General features: G+C 64.7%; 14 protein-coding genes. 3 read left to right on the forward strand and 11 right to left on the reverse strand.

Annotation, left to right across the window (positions count from 1 at the left end; translation table 11 throughout):
* Position 1 precedes the first annotated feature (1 nt).
* The 4 genes from JY451_08200 to JY451_08215 form a co-directional block, all read right to left on the reverse strand.
* Positions 2 to 1,816: a phosphogluconate dehydratase gene (locus JY451_08200; GenBank protein ID QZH73766.1), complete on the reverse strand. Its 1,815-nt coding sequence runs from the start codon at positions 1,814 to 1,816 to the stop codon at positions 2 to 4.
* Positions 1,809 to 3,239: a glucose-6-phosphate dehydrogenase gene (gene zwf / locus JY451_08205; protein ID QZH73767.1), complete on the reverse strand. Its 1,431-nt coding sequence runs from the start codon at positions 3,237 to 3,239 to the stop codon at positions 1,809 to 1,811. Before zwf ends, JY451_08200 begins: the two co-directional genes overlap by 8 nt.
* A 73-nt stretch (positions 3,240 to 3,312) precedes the next feature.
* Positions 3,313 to 4,113, reverse strand: a complete 801-nt coding sequence (locus JY451_08210; protein QZH73768.1) for a transglutaminase family protein — start codon at positions 4,111 to 4,113, stop codon at positions 3,313 to 3,315.
* Positions 4,114 to 4,156: 43 nt separating this feature from the next.
* Positions 4,157 to 4,573, reverse strand: coding sequence for a YjbQ family protein (locus JY451_08215; protein QZH73769.1), 417 nt, complete (start codon positions 4,571 to 4,573; stop codon positions 4,157 to 4,159).
* Positions 4,574 to 4,709: 136 nt separating this feature from the next.
* Here JY451_08215 and JY451_08220 point away from each other — a divergent pair, with 136 nt between their 5' ends.
* Both JY451_08220 and JY451_08225 read left to right on the forward strand, forming a co-directional pair.
* The gene (locus tag JY451_08220) at positions 4,710 to 6,023 is read left to right on the forward strand and encodes an amidohydrolase family protein (protein ID QZH73770.1); all 1,314 of its coding nucleotides are present in this window, start codon (positions 4,710 to 4,712) and stop codon (positions 6,021 to 6,023) included.
* A complete protein-coding gene (locus JY451_08225; protein QZH73771.1) occupies positions 6,020 to 7,246 on the forward strand; it encodes an amidohydrolase family protein in 1,227 nt (408 codons plus the stop codon). Before JY451_08220 ends, JY451_08225 begins: the two co-directional genes overlap by 4 nt.
* 194 nt (positions 7,247 to 7,440) lie before the next feature.
* Here JY451_08225 and rimO read toward each other — a convergent pair whose 3' ends face one another.
* Positions 7,441 to 8,805, reverse strand: a complete 1,365-nt coding sequence (gene rimO, locus JY451_08230; protein QZH73772.1) for a 30S ribosomal protein S12 methylthiotransferase RimO — start codon at positions 8,803 to 8,805, stop codon at positions 7,441 to 7,443.
* A gap of 77 nt (positions 8,806 to 8,882) precedes the next feature.
* On the opposite strand from rimO, the gene JY451_08235 reads away from it, so the two are divergent.
* The gene (locus JY451_08235) at positions 8,883 to 9,299 is read left to right on the forward strand and encodes a DUF1761 domain-containing protein (protein ID QZH73773.1); all 417 of its coding nucleotides are present in this window, start codon (positions 8,883 to 8,885) and stop codon (positions 9,297 to 9,299) included.
* Here JY451_08235 and JY451_08240 read toward each other — a convergent pair.
* From JY451_08240 to JY451_08265, 6 genes are read right to left on the reverse strand one after another with little or no spacing between them, the layout of a single operon-like run.
* A complete protein-coding gene (locus JY451_08240; GenBank protein QZH73774.1) occupies positions 9,296 to 10,363 on the reverse strand; it encodes an NAD-binding protein in 1,068 nt (355 codons plus the stop codon). The two genes, JY451_08235 and JY451_08240, sit on opposite strands and share 4 nt — an antisense overlap.
* A 17-nt stretch (positions 10,364 to 10,380) precedes the next feature.
* Positions 10,381 to 11,151 (reverse strand): 5'/3'-nucleotidase SurE, encoded by a 771-nt coding sequence (gene surE / locus JY451_08245; GenBank protein QZH76646.1) that lies wholly within the window; start codon positions 11,149 to 11,151, stop codon positions 10,381 to 10,383.
* Positions 11,151 to 12,434: a serine--tRNA ligase gene (serS, locus tag JY451_08250; protein QZH73775.1), complete on the reverse strand. Its 1,284-nt coding sequence runs from the start codon at positions 12,432 to 12,434 to the stop codon at positions 11,151 to 11,153. The genes surE and serS overlap by 1 nt, the downstream gene beginning before the upstream one ends.
* Positions 12,435 to 12,480: 46 nt before the next feature.
* Complete coding sequence (locus JY451_08255; GenBank protein ID QZH73776.1) at positions 12,481 to 13,914, reverse strand: alpha-glucosidase C-terminal domain-containing protein; 1,434 nt, start codon at positions 13,912 to 13,914, stop codon at positions 12,481 to 12,483.
* Positions 13,911 to 14,798, reverse strand: coding sequence for an ROK family protein (locus tag JY451_08260; protein ID QZH73777.1), 888 nt, complete (start codon positions 14,796 to 14,798; stop codon positions 13,911 to 13,913). The genes JY451_08255 and JY451_08260 overlap by 4 nt, the downstream gene beginning before the upstream one ends.
* Entirely contained in the window at positions 14,795 to 16,345 is a 1,551-nt protein-coding gene (locus JY451_08265; GenBank protein QZH73778.1) for an MFS transporter, read from the reverse strand. Before JY451_08265 ends, JY451_08260 begins: the two co-directional genes overlap by 4 nt.
* Between the last annotated feature and the right edge of the window lie 15 nt (positions 16,346 to 16,360).

The following is a 16,360-nucleotide window of genomic DNA, read 5'->3' on the forward strand; positions in this document are numbered from 1 at the left end:
ATTACAGCCCCGCGCTCGCCAGCATCGCGCTGCCACCCTTTTCGGCTTCGTCCGCCAAGGAACGGAACATGGCGAAAAGTTCGCGCCCGGTGCCCACTTCGGGAACCGGATCGGGGGCAGGGCTGCGGGTGCTGAGATCGGCGCTGGTAGAAAGCTCGCCCGTTGCCGCGCAGAGACGCACGATGTCGCCGTCTTGCAAGAGCGACAGCGGCCCGCCGCCCAGTGCTTCCGGAGAACAGTGGATTGCCGCGGGCACCTTGCCGCTTGCGCCCGACATCCGGCCATCGGTGACCAGCGCCACGCGGTAGCCGCGATCCTGCAACACGCCCAGCGGCGGCGTGAGGCTGTGCAATTCGGGCATCCCGTTGGCGCGCGGCCCCTGGAAGCGCACCACTACCACCACGTCCCGGTCCAGCTCCCCGGCGACGAAGGCCTCTGCCACAGCCTTCTGGGTCTGGAACACCCGGCACGGCGCTTCGATCGTCATGCGGTCCGCTGCCACGGCGGAGCTCTTGAAACAGGCGCGACCCAGATTGCCGGTGACGAGCTTCATCCCGCCGTCGGGCTGGAACGGCGCGGCGGCGGGGCGGAGCATCTCTGCGTCGCCCGAAGGGCCGACATCGCGCCACACCAGATTGTCTTCATCGAGTCCCGGCTCCTGCGCGTATTCGTCCATGCCGCGCTGCGCACCGACACCGACGACGTCGCGATGCGCCAGCCCGGCATCGAGCAGTTCGCGCGTAACGAAGCCCATTCCGCCCGCTTCGTGGAAATGGTTCACATCCCCTGCGCCATTGGGATAGACCCGCGCCAGCAGCGGTACGACGCTCGAAAGCTCTGAAAGATCGGTCCAGTCCACCTGCACCCCGGCCGCGCGGGCAAAGGCGGGAATGTGGATCGCGTGGTTGGTCGATCCGCCGGTCGCCAGCAGCCCGACCATCGCGTTCACGATCGCCTTCTCATCGACGCAGTGGCCGAGCGCGCGATAGTCATTGCCGTCCTGCCCCAACGCGGCAACGCGGTGTACTGCCGCCCGGTCGAGCGCTTGCCGCAGCTTCGTGCCCGGCTGAATGAAGGCGGCACCCGGCACGTGCAGCCCCATCAGTTCCATCATCATCTGGTTGGAATTGGCCGTGCCGTAAAAGGTGCAGGTGCCTGCCGAATGGTAGCTGCCCAGTTCGCTGTCGAGCAGTTCCGCGCGAGTCGCCTTGCCTTCGGCATAGAGCTGGCGGACGCGCTGCTTCTCGCGGTTGGAAATCCCGCTGGGCATCGGCCCGCCGGGCACGAAGACGGCGGGCAGGTGCCCGAACCGCAGCGCGCCGATGAGCAGGCCGGGGACGATCTTGTCGCAGATGCCGAGCAGCAACACGCCGTCATACATCGCGTGGGAAAGCGCGATCCCCGTCGCCATGGCAATGGCATCGCGGGAGAACAGGCTGAGTTCCATGCCGGTCTCGCCTTGCGTCACCCCGTCGCACATCGCCGGAGTTCCGCCGGCCACCTGTGCGGTCGCGCCGATCTCGCGCGCATAGATTTTCAGCCGTTCGGGATAACGGTAATAGGGCGCGTGGGCGCTCAGCATGTCGTTGTAACTGGTGACGATACCGATGTTCGGCCCGCGATTGGCCTTTAGCGCCGCCTGGTCCTCCATTGCCCCGGCATAGGCGTGGGCGAGGTTGGAACAACTCACCTGACTGCGGTCCGGCCGGTTGGCGGCTTCGCGTTCGATCAGCGCCAGATAGGCCGTTCGGCTGTCTTTCGACTTCTCGATGATGCGATCGGTGACCCGGGCGATGGTGGGGTGAAGGTTACTCATGCCAGCTTACTCCGTCACGCTCCGCCAGCGCGATGGCCGCACTTGGGCCCCAGCTTCCGGCGCTGTAGGTCTTCACCTGCTTGCCTTCGGTGAGCCAGGTCGCGCGGATATCGTCCACCCAGCGCCACTGGGCTTCGACCTCGTCACGCCGTACGAACAGCGTCTGGTCGCCGCCAACCAGATCGAGCAGCAGCCGTTCGTAGGCAATCCGCTTGTGCTTGCCGGTGAAAGCATCGGGCATGGCGATGTGGAGCGGCAGCTCGCGCAGCGTCATCCCCTCATGCTCGATGCCGGGGACCTTGGACATCATCGACAGGGTAATGTTCTCTTCGGGCTGGATGCCGATCACCAGCCGGTTCGGTTTCAGCTTTGCGCCGGGAAAAATCGAATGCGGGACGCAGCGGAATTGCACGACGATCTCCGTAACCCGTTCGGGCAGCCGCTTGCCGGTGCGCAGGTAGAACGGCACCCCGTGCCAGCGCCAGTTGTCGATATGCGCCTTGAGGGCAACGAAGGTCTCGGTATTGCTGTCGCGCCCCAGTTCCTCGTCATAACCGGGAACGATCGCCCCTGTGGAAGCCCCGCCGCGATACTGGCCGGTCACGCTCTCGCTCGCTTCGACCGAGCGCAAAGCGCGCAACACTTTCACCTTTTCGTCGCGCACGGCCCCGGCATCGAAGCTGCTCGGCGGCTCCATCGCCACCAGTGCTAGCAATTGCAGCATGTGGTTCTGCACCATATCGCGCAGCGCGCCGGCGTTCTCGTAGAAATCGGCGCGACCTTCCAGCCCCACGGTTTCCGCCACGGTGATCTGCACATGGTCGATATGCTGGGCATTCCACAGCGGTTCGAACAGGATATTGGCAAACCGCAGCGCGATCAGGTTCTGCACCGTCTCCTTGCCGAGATAGTGATCGATGCGGAAAATCCGGTCTTCGCTGAAAGCGGCGGCCACGGCATCGTTGATGGCGCAGGAACTGGCGAGATCGGTGCCAAGCGGCTTTTCGAGGCAGATGCGCGAATTCGGCCCCGCCAGCCCGTGGTCGGCCAGCCCCTTGATCGTGGGCTCGAACAGGCTGGGCGCGGTGGAGAGGAAAATCGCGACTTGCCGATCAGTGCCGACTTTTGCCGCCAGATCGGCATAGCCTTCGGGCGTGGTCACATCGAGCTGGCTGTAGCTGAAGCGGTTGAGGAAATCGGCCATCCCGCCGCGCCGGTGCGCAGGCAGGTATTTCTCCACCGCCGCTCGCACGAAATTGCGGAATTCGTGATCGCTGTGCGCCGATCGTGCGGTGCCGACAATACGCAGGTCGTCCGCGAGCAGGCCTTCCGCCGCCAGTGCGCAGAGCGAGGGCAGCAGCATCCGCTGCGAGAGGTCGCCGGTCGCCCCGAACAGGATCAGCGTATCGGCCTTGGTCTGCATGGAAGTTATCTCGATTCCTCTGGTCTGCACCAACATTTTGCAGTGCAACATAAACCTGTCTGCGGCGCAAGCCTCACGCCATTTCGCGCACGTCCACGCTGCTGCCGTCGAACCGGGCGAAGCCGAAACTGGTCATGAAGCTGACATCCGCCGCATCGCGCCCGATGCCGATTTTCACCGTCGTGGCCGGATCGGCCATGCCGGTGGGATCGACGATTTGCCATGATCCACCGCCGGGCATTTGCGGATCCGCCAGGAACACCTCGGCGACCGCGTGGAAATCCTGCGGCGTTACGCCGGGTGCATAGCAACTGACGTAGCGCGCCGGGATGGTGGAAGCGCGGGCGAAACAGATCATCACATGGGCAAAATCGCGACACACCCCGCGCCGTTCCACGAAAGTTTCGAGAGCGGTGGTGCTCGCATCCGAAGCGCCTGGCGTATAGGTGAAATTCTCGGCGATCCAGTCGCGCATGGCGACCACCTTTGCGCCGCCCGCATGATTGCCGAAAGTGTCCGCCACGAAGTTCTGCATACGGTCGGCCTGGCAGTAGCGCGAATCGAATACGTATTCGACTGCCTCCCCCGGCAGGTCGTGCGGATCGAGCTGGGCGAGGCTGCCGAGATCGTGGACCTGCCGCTTGACGTCCACTTTCGCTGTGTAATCGACGCGGTAATCCCCCGTCGCCCGCACCCACAGCCGCTCCCCGATCCGCGCCTGCGCGGGAATGCTGGCAAGGTGCAGCGCCTTGGTCAGCCAGGTATCGTGTTCGAGGATGACCTGTTCGGGAATGGCCGCAGCCTGGAACTGCAACAGCAGATCGGTCGGCTGGTCGATATGAAAAGAGAAGCTGCTGGTGATTTCGATGGTCATGGAACGCTCAACGGCTGGCGAACCGGCGGGTTTCGCGGGGGGATCATTCGCCGAATAAATGCGCCACCACTTCGCGCCGGTGGGCGGCACGGCGGTGTTCGGCAAGGTATAGCCCCTGCCACGTACCCAGCGCCATAAGGCCGGCAGTAACGGGAATCGAGAGCGATGTGCCGGTCAGCATCGTGCGGATGTGCGCGGGCATGTCGTCCGGGCCTTCACTGTCGTGCTCGTACCCCTCTCCTTCGGGAACTGTTCGCGCCAGCCAGCGCAGCAAGTCGCGCTGCACCGCGGGCGCAGCGTTCTCGTTGATGAGCAGGCTGGCGGATGTGTGGCGGCAAAAGAGGGTGAGGAGGCCGGTGGCGATCCCGGTGCCAGCCAGCCAGTCGCTCACCTCGCCGGTGAATTCGTACAGCGCCTGTCCACGGGTGTTCAGCGTGAAAGTGGTTTGCCGTTGCTGCATCGCCTGAAGCTAGCACGCACTGGGGCGGCGAAACAGGCCCGGTGAAACAGGCCCGGTGAAACAGGGCGGTGAAACAGGGCTTGTGCATGAGCGCCCAGCGACTAGTCTCGCCTGCAACGACAGGGAGTTAATCCGAATGACACGCCTGAAAGCGGCTATCCTCGCCGCCAGCGCGCTCGGCGCGATTGCGGCTGCGCCTGCTGCCGCGCAAGACCAGCCCATCGCCTTTACCGGCGCGACCATCCACACGATGTCCGGCACCGGTGGCACCGGCACGATCGAAGGGGCCACGCTAGTGGTGCAGGGCGGGCGGATCATTGCCGTGGGGGCGAATGTCGCCATCCCCGCAAATGCCGAGGTGCGCGATGCCAGTGGCATGGTCATCATGCCCGGTATCGTCGATACCCATTCGCATATCGGGCAGGTTTCCGGGGCGGACAGTTCGGGCGCGATCCAGCCCGATGTGCGCGCGCTCGATTCGATCAACGTGCGCCACAGCTCGATTGCCCGCGCCCGCTCGGGCGGTGTGACGACGGCGAATATCATGCCCGGCTCCGGCTATCTGATGAGCGGCCAGACCTTCTATATGCACCTGGTGGATGCCAACCGGATCGAGGATTACGCCTTCCTGGATGAAGACGGTGACATGATCGGCGGAATGAAAATGGCCAACGGCACCAATCCCCTGCGCGAGACGCCCGGTTTCCCTGGCACCCGCGCGCGGTCGGCGGCGATGGTGCGTTCGCACTTCGTGGCGGCGCAGGAATATTGCGGCGGCGAGCGTTCGCCGCGCGACATCGGCATGGACGCCATGTGCGAAGTGCTCGAAGGCGAACGGCTGGTCCATTTCCACACCCACCGTTCGGACGACATCATGACCGCGTTGCGCCTGCGCCGCGAATTCGGCTTCGAGATGCTGCTCCAGCACGGGATTGAAAGCGCGCGGGTGGCGCAGGAAATCGCTGCCGAAGGCGTGCCCGTTTCGGCGATCCTGGTGGACAGCCCCGGCGGCAAGCTGGAAGCGGTCGAGGCCAATCTGGAAACCGCAGCCACGCTGGAAGCGGCGGGCGTGTTCCTCTCGCTGCATTCGGATGACAACATCATCGATAGCCGCCTGATGTTCCGGCAGGCAGGCCTTGCGGTGCGCGGAGGGATGAGCCGCGATGGGGCGCTGCGCGCACTCACGATCAACGGCGCGGTGCAGCTGGGGCTGGAGGACCGCGTGGGCAGCCTGGAAGAAGGCAAATATGCCGATTTCCTGATCCTCACCGGCGATCCGCTCTCGGTCTATACCGACATTGCGGAAACCTGGGTGCTGGGCGAACTGCTTTACGATGCGGACGATCCGGAAGACCTGGTCCATGCGACCGGCGGTTTTGGTGCAGGCAATCCGCAGACCAATACCCACGTGCTCGAACGGGAAGCGCATATGCAGGAGGATGTCCATTGAGCACGCTGGTAAAGGCTCTCGCAGGCACACTCGCTGCCGCGTTGCTATCCTCCACTGCCCTGGCGCAAGATGTCGCCGTGCGCGGCGAACAGGTCTGGACGATGGGGCCGCAGGGCGTGATTGCCGACGGCGTAGTGGTGATCGCGGACGGGCGCATCGTGGCGGTAGGCCCGGCAGCGAGCACGCCGATCCCGGCGGGCATCGAAGTGCTGAGCGCGCCGGTGGTGACGCCCGGCCTGATCGACGCGCATTCGACCGTCGGACTGACCGGCTATCTCAACCAGCCCGACGATCAGGACCAGTTGGACGAAAGCGCGCCGATGCAACCGCAGCTGCGCGCGATCGATGCCTACAATCCGCATGACCGGCTGGTGCAATGGGTGCGCGAACTGGGCGTGACGACGCTGCACACCGGGCATGGCCCCGGCGCGCTGGTGTCGGGGCAGACAATGGTGGTCAAGACGCGCGGCAACACCGTGGAAGCGGCGCTGGTGGAAGACGGCACGATGATCGCCACCAACCTCGGTGCATGGGCGCTCGATCAGGACAGTTCGCCGGGTACCCGCGCCAAGCAGATGGCGATGCTGCGCCAGGCGCTGCTCGACGCGCAGGGTGCTGGCGATGCGGACGACGACGATGAGGAAGCGGGCGAAGCGGGCGCACGCGATCTGGTGCGCGAGGCGTTCCAGTCGGTCATTCGCGGCGAAACCCCGCTGATGATTACCGCCAACCGGATGCAGGACATGCAGAGCGCACTGCGGCTGGCCGATGAATTCGGCATCACCGTGGTACTCGACGGCGCGGCGGACGCGCACCTGATGCTGGACGAACTGCGCGAAGCGGGGGTCTCGGTAATCCTCCACCCCACGATGGCGCGCAACGATGGCGAGCTGGAAAACGCCGCCTTCACCACTGCCGCGATGCTGGCCGAAGCGGGCGTGCCGTTCGCATTGCAATCGGGATATGAAGCCTATGTGCCCAAGACCCGCGTGGTGCTCTGGGAAGCGGGGTTTGCGGCGGGCAATGGCCTCGCGCCGCAGGATGCGCTGGCGAGCATCACCATCGATGCCGCGCGGATCATCGGCATGGGCGAGCGGATCGGATCGCTGGAAGTCGGCAAGGATGGCGATGTGGCGATGTTCGACGGTGATCCGTTCGAATATACCAGCCATGTCACCGGCGTGGTGATCGAGGGCGTGGTGGAAAGCCGCGCGGTGCGGTAGGACAAATGCCGGCCGAACAGCGCTTTCCTACAGCTGGATATGCTGATTAGATCCGACGCGCACTGCCTCGTGCGAAGGGCAGGTTTTTTCTCCGCGTCGGTTCCCTTTTGCCATTCAGGTAGCTCGCGCGGAGCACGATTTTGGTGTCGCCTTAGTGTAAACTTCGCCGCATTGTTCAGTCGGCGCGCAGAGGATCAGGCAAGCGACCCAAACAGGTCGTGCGCGTCGGCATCCTCGATTGTCGCCTGCACGAGGTCGCCGGGGACGAGCGTTGCGGGCACATTGCGCAGGTAGACCGCGCCGTCGATTTCCGGCGCATCCGCTTGGCTGCGTCCGGTCGCGCCGATGTCGCCGTCCTCGTCCGGCTCGCCCACTTCGTCGATGATGACGGGCATGGTGCGGCCGACCTTGGCGGCGAGCTTTTCGGCGCTGATCCGCTCGGTCAGTTCCATCAGCCGCGCGTAGCGTTCTTCCTTCAGCGCATCAGGCACCGGATCGGGCAGCAGGTTGGCCGCCGCGCCCGCCACCGGCTCGAAGCGGAACGCGCCGACCCGGTCGAGTTGAGCCTCCTCCAGCCATTCTAGCAGGTAGAGGAAATCGGCCTCGGTCTCGCCCGGAAAGCCGACCACGAAGCTGGAACGGATGGTCAGATCGGGCGCAATCGCGCGCCAGTTGCGGATGCGTTCGAGCACCTTCGCCTCGTTCGCAGGGCGTCTCATCGCCCGCAAAACCGAGGGGCTGGCGTGCTGGAACGGAATGTCGAGATAGGGCGTCAGCAGCCCCTCCGCCATCAGCGGGATCACCGCATCGACGTGCGGGTAGGGATAGACATAGTGCAGCCGCACCCACGGCGTCGCGCCTTCGGGCGTGCGCAGCTGGCCGAGCTCGCGGGCAAGATCGGTCATGTGGGCGCGGACCGGATGGTCCTTCCACATCCGCTCCTCGTGCCGCGTATCGACCCCGTAGGCGCTGGTGTCCTGGCTGATGACCAGCAGCTCCTTCGTCCCGGCGGCGACCAGCTTTTCCGCCTCGCGCAGCACTGCATCGATCCGTCGGCTGGCGAGCTTCCCGCGCAGTTGCGGGATGATGCAAAAGGCGCAGGAATGGTTGCAGCCTTCGCTGATCTTGAGATAGCTGTAGTGGCGCGGTGTCAGCTTCACGTCCGGCTGCGGGATCAGGTCGATGAACGGACCTTGGGTGGGCGGCGCAGCTTCGTGAACCGCGTGGACGACATCCTCGTATTGGTGCGCCCCGGTGATCGCCAGCACCTGCGGGAAGCGGGCGCGGATCACGTCGGCTTCCTCGCCCATGCACCCGGTCACGATCACCCGCCCGTTCTCGGCAATCGCTTCGCCGATCGCGTCGAGGCTCTCCTCCTTGGCGGAGTCGAGAAAGCCGCAGGTGTTGACCAGCACCACGTCGGCCCCGGCGTAGTCGGCGCTCATCGCATAGCCGTCCGCGCGCAGGCGGGTGAGGATGCGTTCGGAATCGACCAGCGCCTTGGGGCAGCCGAGGCTGACCATGCCGACTTTCTTTTGCTCGGGGATTTGCGTTGCCATCACGAGCGCGCCCCTACACGTGCGGGGCGCTTTCGGCTAGGGGTAGCGGTGGGACGCAATCTGGAGGGGAATTCATCATGGGCGAGATCAATCTGCTGGCGGTGTTTCTGGCGGCCACGGCCTTCTTCGTGCTTGGCGCGCTGTGGTACGGGATGCTGTTCGGCAAGCCGTGGCGCGCGATGAACGGAATCACAGACGAAATGGTGAAGGCCGGGCCGCAGCCGGGTCAGAACCCGACTTGGCTAATCATGGGGCTGGCCTTCGCGTTCGAACTGCTGATCGCGCTGATGCTGGCACACCAGTTCGCGATGACCACGCCTTCGGATCGCGGCAAGATGATGATCGCGGTGGGCTATGGGGCGACGCTGATGGCCCCGGCGCTGGGGATCAATTACCTGTTCCAGATGCGGCCGGGCAAGCTGTTCGCCATCGATGCGGGCCATTTCATCGTCGGCATGGCGCTGATGGGCGGGGTTTTCGCCGCGTTCGACTAGTCCTCGTCGCTTTCGGTTGCTTCACTGGGGAGGATTTCCACCACCACATCGCCCGCTTGCAGGCAATCGGCTTCGTGTTCCCAGAAGCCACACGGCTTGCCGTTGCGATAGACCCGCACGCCCTTGCCGCCGGTAGCGAGTTCGCTCAGCGGCTTGCCGATTTCCTCGGGCAGCACCTTGCGTTCGATCAGTTGCACCCGCCCGCTTACCGAAGCCAGATCGGACATATATTCGGCGATATGCGCGCCCGCAGCGCTGCCCGCCAGCAGCAGGCCGGTAAAGCGCACCGGATTGATCACGTTGTCCGCCCCGGCCTGCCGTGCCAACAATTCGTTGTCCGCGGCGCGCACCACCACGCTGATCGGGACATTGGGCGCGAGGTGGCGGACGGTGAGAACGATCAGGATCGAACTGTCGTCGCGCCCTGCCGATACCAGCACCGTCCGCGCTTCGCGAATGCGTACTGCCTCAAGGCTTTCGTCTCTCGTGGCGTCGGCCTGAATCACGTTGCAGCCGAGCGCCTCGGCCTTCTCCAGCCGCTCCGCGCTCGGGTCCATCACCACGATGCATTCCGGTTCAATCCCGCGATCGATCAGTTCGCCCACGGCTTCGGAGCCGGAGACACCGAAGCCGAGGACGACGATATGGTCGGAGAGCTTCTCCTGAATGCGGGCCATGTGCCATTTCTCCCAGCTGCGCTTGATGACAAAACTGTAGGCCGCTCCCACGAAAATGAAGATCACCGCCACCCGCACCGGGGTCACGATGATCGCCTCGATCATCCGCGAGCGGTCGCTGATCGGAGCAATATCGCCGAAGCCGGTGGTGGTGACGGATATCATCGTGAAATAGACGACATCCGAAAAGCTGATGTGCCCGTCGACGTTATCGACCAGCCCGTCTCGATCCCACCAGTGGATCATGATGACGGCAAAGATCAGGAACAGTGCCACGCCCAGGCGGATACCCAGATCGCCCCAGACCGGTATCTTCACCGCCCGGCGCAGGGGCACCAGCCCGGCATCGGCCTTGCGCTTCGCCGTTTTCCTGGTTGAAAGCGCCATCGGTCAGCGTGCTCCCATCATCCGGCAAACCGCTCCGCCTCAAATCGCTCAGCCAAAGCGCCGATGGCCGAGTGCTGGGTCATGTCCAATTGCAGCGGAGTGACGGAAATGTAGCCGTCCTCCACCGCTTCCAGATCGGTGCCGTGGTCCAATGTATGTTCGGCATCCTGCAGGCCGAACCAGTAATAGGGCCGACCGCGCGGGTCCTCGCCTTCCACCAGCGATCCGCGTCCGTAATCGTGGAACCCCTGCCGCACCACGCGGATGCCACGCACAGCTTCGGCGGGCAGGGCAGGGAAGTTGACGTTTATGAGCGTGCGCCGCGCCATCGCCATATCGATCAGCGGTTCGAGCACGCGCGCGCCCCAGTGCTGCGTCGCCGAGAAACTGGCGCCGTTGTCGCGGAAGGCCTGGCTCAGCGCGATGGCCGGAATGCCTGCCAGCGCGCCTTCGATGGCGGCGGAGATGGTGCCCGAATAGGTAATATCGTCGCCGAGGTTCTCGCCCGCGTTGACACCGGAAATCACCAGATCGGGGGGCTGGTCGGGAAACAGCTTGCGCAGCGCCAGATTGACGCTGTCGGTCGGCGTGCCTGTAACCGAAAAGCGCCGCCCGCCATGCTCGCGCAGCCGCACCGGCATGTGCAGCGTCAGCGAATGGCCCGCGCCCGATTGCTCCTCTGCCGGGGCGCAGACCCAGACATCGTCGGACAATTGCGCCGCCAGTTCCTCCAGCACGGTGAGACCGGGAGCGTGGATGCCATCGTCATTGGTGAGGAGGATGCGCATCAAATGATCGGTTCCAGTTTGGAGACACCACCCATATAGCCGCGCAAAGGCTCCGGCACGAGCACCGAGCCGTCCTCCTGCTGGTAGTTCTCGAGCACCGCCACCAGCGTGCGCCCGACCGCGAGGCCCGAGCCGTTGAGCGTGTGGACATAGGGCCACGGACCTTTGCTCTGGCCTTCAGGTCGATACTGAGCTTGCATCCGCCGCGCCTGGAAATCGCCGCACCAGCTGACCGAGCTGATTTCTCGATAGGCATTCTGCCCCGGCAGCCAGACTTCGAGATCAAAAGTCTTCTTCGCGGTGAAGCCCATGTCGCCGGTGCATAGCAGCATCTTGCGATAGGGCAGGTCGAGCGCCTTGAGCACGCCCTCCGCGCTTTCGACCATATGCGCGTGCTCGGCATCGGCGTCTTCGGGGCGGCAAATGCTGACCAGTTCGACCTTCTCGAACTGGTGCTGGCGGATGAACCCGCGCGTATCCTTCCCCGCCGCGCCCGCTTCGGAGCGGAAGCAGGGGGTGAGTGCGGTGAGGCGAATCGGCTGGGTGAGATCGTCGATGATCGCCTCGCGCACCGAATTGGTGAGCGAGACTTCGGCGGTGGGGATGAGCCAGTGCTCGTTGGCGCGGAACTGGTCCTCGGCAAACTTCGGCAACTGCCCCGTCCCGAACAGCGCCTCGTCACGCACCAGGACTGGGGGATTGCATTCGGTATAACCGCGCTCCCCCGCCTGATAGTCGAGCATGAACTGCGCCAAAGCCCGGTGCAGCCGCGCCATGGGCCCACGCAGGAAAGTGAAGCGCGCGCCGCTCATCTTGGCGGCGGTTTCGAATTCCATCCCCAGCTCGGGGCCGAGATCGGCGTGTTCCTGCGGAGTACAGTCGAAGGAGCGCGGGGTGCCCCAGCGGCTGACTTCGACATTTCCTTCTTCGTCCGCACCTTGCGGCACGTCCTCGGCGGGCAGGTTGGGCAGGGTGGCGAGCGCGCCGTCCAGTTCCACGCCCAGCACCTTCTCGCGCTCTTCCAGCGCGGGCATGTCCGCCTTGATCGCCGCTACTTCGGCCTTGAGCGTCTCCGCCAGGTCCTTATCGCCCTTGCCCATCGCCGCGCCGATAGCCTTGGACGCGTCGTTGCGGCGGCTTTGCGCGGACTGCAATTGCGTCTGCAAGGCGCGGCGTTCCTCGTCCAGCGCCAGCAGGCGCGCGGATTGCGGTTCCACCCCGCGCGTGGCCAGCGCGGCGTCGAAGGCGTCAGGATTTTCGCGGATCAGGCGCAGGTCGTGCATGGGCGCGGCCTATGCCTTTTCTGGCTGCCCGTTGTCCAGCGCGGCGTTACTCTGCGCTGGCCTCCGCCGTGCTGGATAGGAGCCGGAAGCCCCAGGCCGGGAGCGACACCGTATCGCCCTCGGCAATGGTCACCGCCTCGCCGGACTGGAACTCGGCATAGCTCCCCGCCGCCAGCGCGTCCGCCAGAGTCGCCGTCACCGGCTGGCCCGACAGGTTGAACAAGGCCAGCACCCGGTTGCCGTCCCGTTCGCGCACGAAGCCGAACAACTGCTGCGGCTTGTCGCTCGTCACCGGGTTCATCCGCGCGCCCCAGCGGCCATTGTGGAGCGCCGGATTTTCGGTGCGGAACGCAATCAGGTCCGCCAGCAGGTCGCCATAGGTGCAGTCCTCGCCCTGGCTCCAGTCGATCGGGTCTTTCTCGAAGAACTCGAGCCGCGTGGCGTTGCAGGCTTCCTGTCCGTTGTGGACCATCGACAGCCCTTCGTGTGTGAAGCTGAGCGCAGTCATCGCCTCCAGCGCCGGGCCATAGTTCTCGTAGATCGTGCCTTCCCAGGCATTGCTGTCGTGGTTCTCGATATAGGTCAGCCGCATGGCCTCTGCGGGCCACAGGCTCTGGTGCTCCGCATAATAGCCGAAGAACCCGGTCGCATCCGCGCCGCCCTGCGCGATGCGCTTGGAGGCAACGTGCCAGTCCCAGCCGTAGCTGGCATCGAAAGCGGCGCGGTGGTGGACGGTCTGCTGCACTTCGCCGAGCATGAACACCGGACGGATCGCATCCAATCGGGCGCGCATGGTTTCCCAGAAATCGATCGGCACATAGCCCGCCACGTCGGCGCGGTAGCCGTCGATCCCGAACTCGCGCACCCAGTATTCCATCGCCCCGCCCACATGCTCGCGTACGCCCGGCTGGCTCCAGTCGAGATCGATGATGTCGGACCAGTCCCAGAACGGGGTGGGGCGGAAATTGCCGTCCCAGGTCTTTTCGTACCAGTCGGGATGTTCGGTCGCGAGTTCGTTGTCCCACGCGGTGTGGTTGGCGACCAGATCGAGGATGACGTGGAAGCCTTGTTCATGCGCCGCATCGACGAAGCTACGCAAGTCTTCCTCGGTGCCGAATTCGGGATTCACCGCGTAATAGTCCTGCACCGAATAGGGGCTGCCGAGCGTGCCCTTGCGGTTTTCCACGCCAATGGGATGGATCGGCATCAGCCAGAGGATATCGACGCCCAGTTCCTTCAGCCGCGGCAATTCGGCTTCGGCAGCGGCGAAGGTGCCTTCGGCGGTGAAATTGCGGGTGTTGATCTGGTACAGCACCGCGTTGCGCGTCCATTCGGGCGCTTCGATCTGAACGAACGGCTGCGGCGCCCACGTTTCGGCAGTCGCTTCCTGCGCGCCGGGCTCGTCCGCCCCGCTGGTCATGGCAAAAGCAGTGCCGCCCGCCAGCAGGGCGAGCGCGGAGACGGTGAGGAGCTTTTTCATGCAAGTTGTCCTTTCGATTGAAGCAGGGACCGCCCCAATGCGATGGCGCCAGTGATCCCGGCGTCGTCTCCCAGCCCCGGCGGGACGATCACATCGTTGAGCGGCCGGTCATAGGCGCTGACATAGCCTGCCAGTTTGGCGCGGGTTTTCTCGCGAAGGGCCTCGATCAGGCCGGGAGCTTTCATCACGCCGCCGCCGAAAATCATCCTGTCGGGCATGTGCAGCAGCGCCAGCGTCATCGCGAATTCGGCGAGATAATCGGCGACCAGAGCGATCTGGTCGGCGCTCGCCTGCGAGAGATCGTGCCCCCAGCGGGTGATGATGGCGGGGCCGCTAGCCAGACCCTCCAGACAAGCACCGTGGAACGGGCAGAAGCCGGGCCAGTCATCTCCGGCTGCGCGGGCAGGGCGGATGTGGCCGCTTTCGTAATGCGACAGGCCCGCCAGCGGCTTGCCACCAGTCACCACGCCGGTGCCAATGCCCGTGCCGACAGTGGTATAGGCGAGTGTGCGCGCCCCGCGCCCTGCGCCCGCCATGGCCTCGCCCATCGCCGCGCCGTTCACATCGGTTTCGATGGCCAGCGGCACGCCGAACCGCGCCAGCGCATCGTGATAGCGCGCGCCGCTCCACCCCGGCTTGGGGGTGGTGGTGAAGGTGCCATAGGCGGAGGAGGCGGGATCGATGTCGATCGGGCCGAAGCTGGCAACGCCGAAGGCGGCGATCGGGCGGTGTCGTTCGGCAGCGCCGGCGAACCAGTCGGCCATCGCCGGAAAGGTCGCGTCCGGATGGCGGGTGTCGATTCGCGTGCGCTCGACAATCGTGCCGTCCTGTCGCGCCAGCGCGAGGACGAATTTCGTGCCCCCAGCCTCTACCGCGCCAATCATCGCGCATCTTCCGGCATAGCGGCCTTCACCCGCAGCATCGCGGCGGCGGCGAGGACCCAGGCCAGCGCCGCGAACAGCATCGTCCAGATCGGTTCACCGGGGAAGAACGCCTGCATGATCGATCCCATCACCGTCGCCACCAGCAATTGCGGCACCACAACGAAAATGTTGAACAGCCCCATGTAGATGCCCAGCTTCGCCTGCGGCAGGTTGGAGGCGAGGATGGCGTAGGGCATCGCAAGAATGCTGGCCCAGGCAATGCCCTTCAGCACTTCGCAGATAATCAGGAGGTTCGGATCGCGGAGGAGGAAGAAGCCGAGGAAACCCAGCGCGCCCAGCAGGAGGCAGGTCATGTGGGTCAGCGCCTTGCCGAACCTGCGTGACAGCGCGGGCAGCACCAGCATTGCGGCAACGGCGGCGACCCCGTTCTGCACCGTGTAGATCAGGTTCCACCAGTTGGCGCCCTCGTTATAGGCGGCGGTGGTCGGATCGGCACTGCCGAAATAGTATTGCGAGACGATCGGGCCGGAATAGATCCACATGATAAACAGCGACGACCAGCTGAAAAACTGGACCAGTGCGAGCCGCTTCATCATTGGCGGCATGCCGGAAAAGTCGCCGACAATGCTCGACAGCATGTTCGCCGACCTGCCCTGCTTGGCCAGCCAGATTCCCACCGCGCTTAGGATGCCGTAGGTCGCCAGCAGGCCACCGAGAAGGAAAATCTCCTTTTCGAGTTCCAGCGGATCGACCGAGAGGGCGACGATTGCCCCGAGGCCGATCCAGACCAGAGGAGTGGCAAAGCTCTTGGCGGCAAGCGCGCCGTCTGTCGCGATGCCTGCTGCCTCTCGCCCCGCTTCGAAAGCAGCCATCTGCTCGGGCGAATACTCGCGTGTGGTCATCACGGTCCAGCCGATCGCGAGGAACAGCGCAAGTGCGCCGGCCCAGAAGCTCCAGCGGACGGTGGCGGGAATTTCGCCCGCGGCGGCGACATTGCTGACCCCGAACTGTTCAAGCAGCCAGGGAAAAATTGCCGCCACCACCGCGCCCGCACTGATAAATGCAGTCTGCACGGCGTAGCCGGTCGAATGCTGAGACTTGTCGAGCATGTCCCCGACGAAAGCGCGGAACGGCTCCATCGCGATATTGAGGCTGGCATCGAGCACCCACAGCAGCGCTGCCGCGAAGAGAAGAGGTGCCGCAAATGTGGGTGCCAGCGGCATCAGCAGCAGCGAAATCGCGGCGAACAGGGCGCCGGTCATGAAATAGGGGCGGCGGCGGCCCAAGCGGTTCCAGGTCTTGTCCGACAAGTGGCCGATGATCGGCTGCACGATCAGTCCGGTCAGCGGTGCAGCCACCCACAGGATCGGCAGATCGTCCATGGAGGCGCCCAGCGTCTGGAAGATCCGGCTCATGTTGGAATTCTGCAGCACGAAGCCGATCTGGATGCCGAAAAAGCCGAAGCTGATATTGGCGAGACCGCCCCATCCCATCTGCGGCTTGCGTGCCGAAGTGGTTACGGGCGCAGGCCCCTGAACCGATGCCATTCGCGTTTCCTCTTC

Origin of the sequence: Erythrobacter sp., from assembly GCA_019739335.1 — a bacterium.
In the GTDB taxonomy this organism is placed as follows: Bacteria; Pseudomonadota; Alphaproteobacteria; order Sphingomonadales; family Sphingomonadaceae; genus Alteraurantiacibacter.

What these genes read in the sequence shown, in the direction of transcription:
- JY451_08255 (QZH73776.1), bottom strand. Translation starts at nt 13,914, where the DNA reads ATGAAAAAGCTCCTCACCGTCTCCGCGCTCGCCCTGCTGGCGGGCGGC.
- JY451_08210 (QZH73768.1), bottom strand. Translation starts at nt 4,113, where the DNA reads ATGACCATCGAAATCACCAGCAGCTTCTCTTTTCATATCGACCAGCCG.
- surE (QZH76646.1), bottom strand. Translation starts at nt 11,151, where the DNA reads ATGCGCATCCTCCTCACCAATGACGATGGCATCCACGCTCCCGGTCTC.
- serS (QZH73775.1), bottom strand. Translation starts at nt 12,434, where the DNA reads ATGCACGACCTGCGCCTGATCCGCGAAAATCCTGACGCCTTCGACGCC.
- JY451_08235 (QZH73773.1), top strand. Translation starts at nt 8,883, where the DNA reads ATGGGCGAGATCAATCTGCTGGCGGTGTTTCTGGCGGCCACGGCCTTC.
- JY451_08215 (QZH73769.1), bottom strand. Translation starts at nt 4,573, where the DNA reads ATGCAGCAACGGCAAACCACTTTCACGCTGAACACCCGTGGACAGGCG.
- JY451_08220 (QZH73770.1), top strand. Translation starts at nt 4,710, where the DNA reads ATGACACGCCTGAAAGCGGCTATCCTCGCCGCCAGCGCGCTCGGCGCG.
- JY451_08240 (QZH73774.1), bottom strand. Translation starts at nt 10,363, where the DNA reads ATGGCGCTTTCAACCAGGAAAACGGCGAAGCGCAAGGCCGATGCCGGG.
- zwf (QZH73767.1), bottom strand. Translation starts at nt 3,239, where the DNA reads ATGCAGACCAAGGCCGATACGCTGATCCTGTTCGGGGCGACCGGCGAC.
- rimO (QZH73772.1), bottom strand. Translation starts at nt 8,805, where the DNA reads ATGGCAACGCAAATCCCCGAGCAAAAGAAAGTCGGCATGGTCAGCCTC.
- JY451_08200 (QZH73766.1), bottom strand. Translation starts at nt 1,816, where the DNA reads ATGAGTAACCTTCACCCCACCATCGCCCGGGTCACCGATCGCATCATC.
- JY451_08260 (QZH73777.1), bottom strand. Translation starts at nt 14,798, where the DNA reads ATGATTGGCGCGGTAGAGGCTGGGGGCACGAAATTCGTCCTCGCGCTG.
- JY451_08265 (QZH73778.1), bottom strand. Translation starts at nt 16,345, where the DNA reads ATGGCATCGGTTCAGGGGCCTGCGCCCGTAACCACTTCGGCACGCAAG.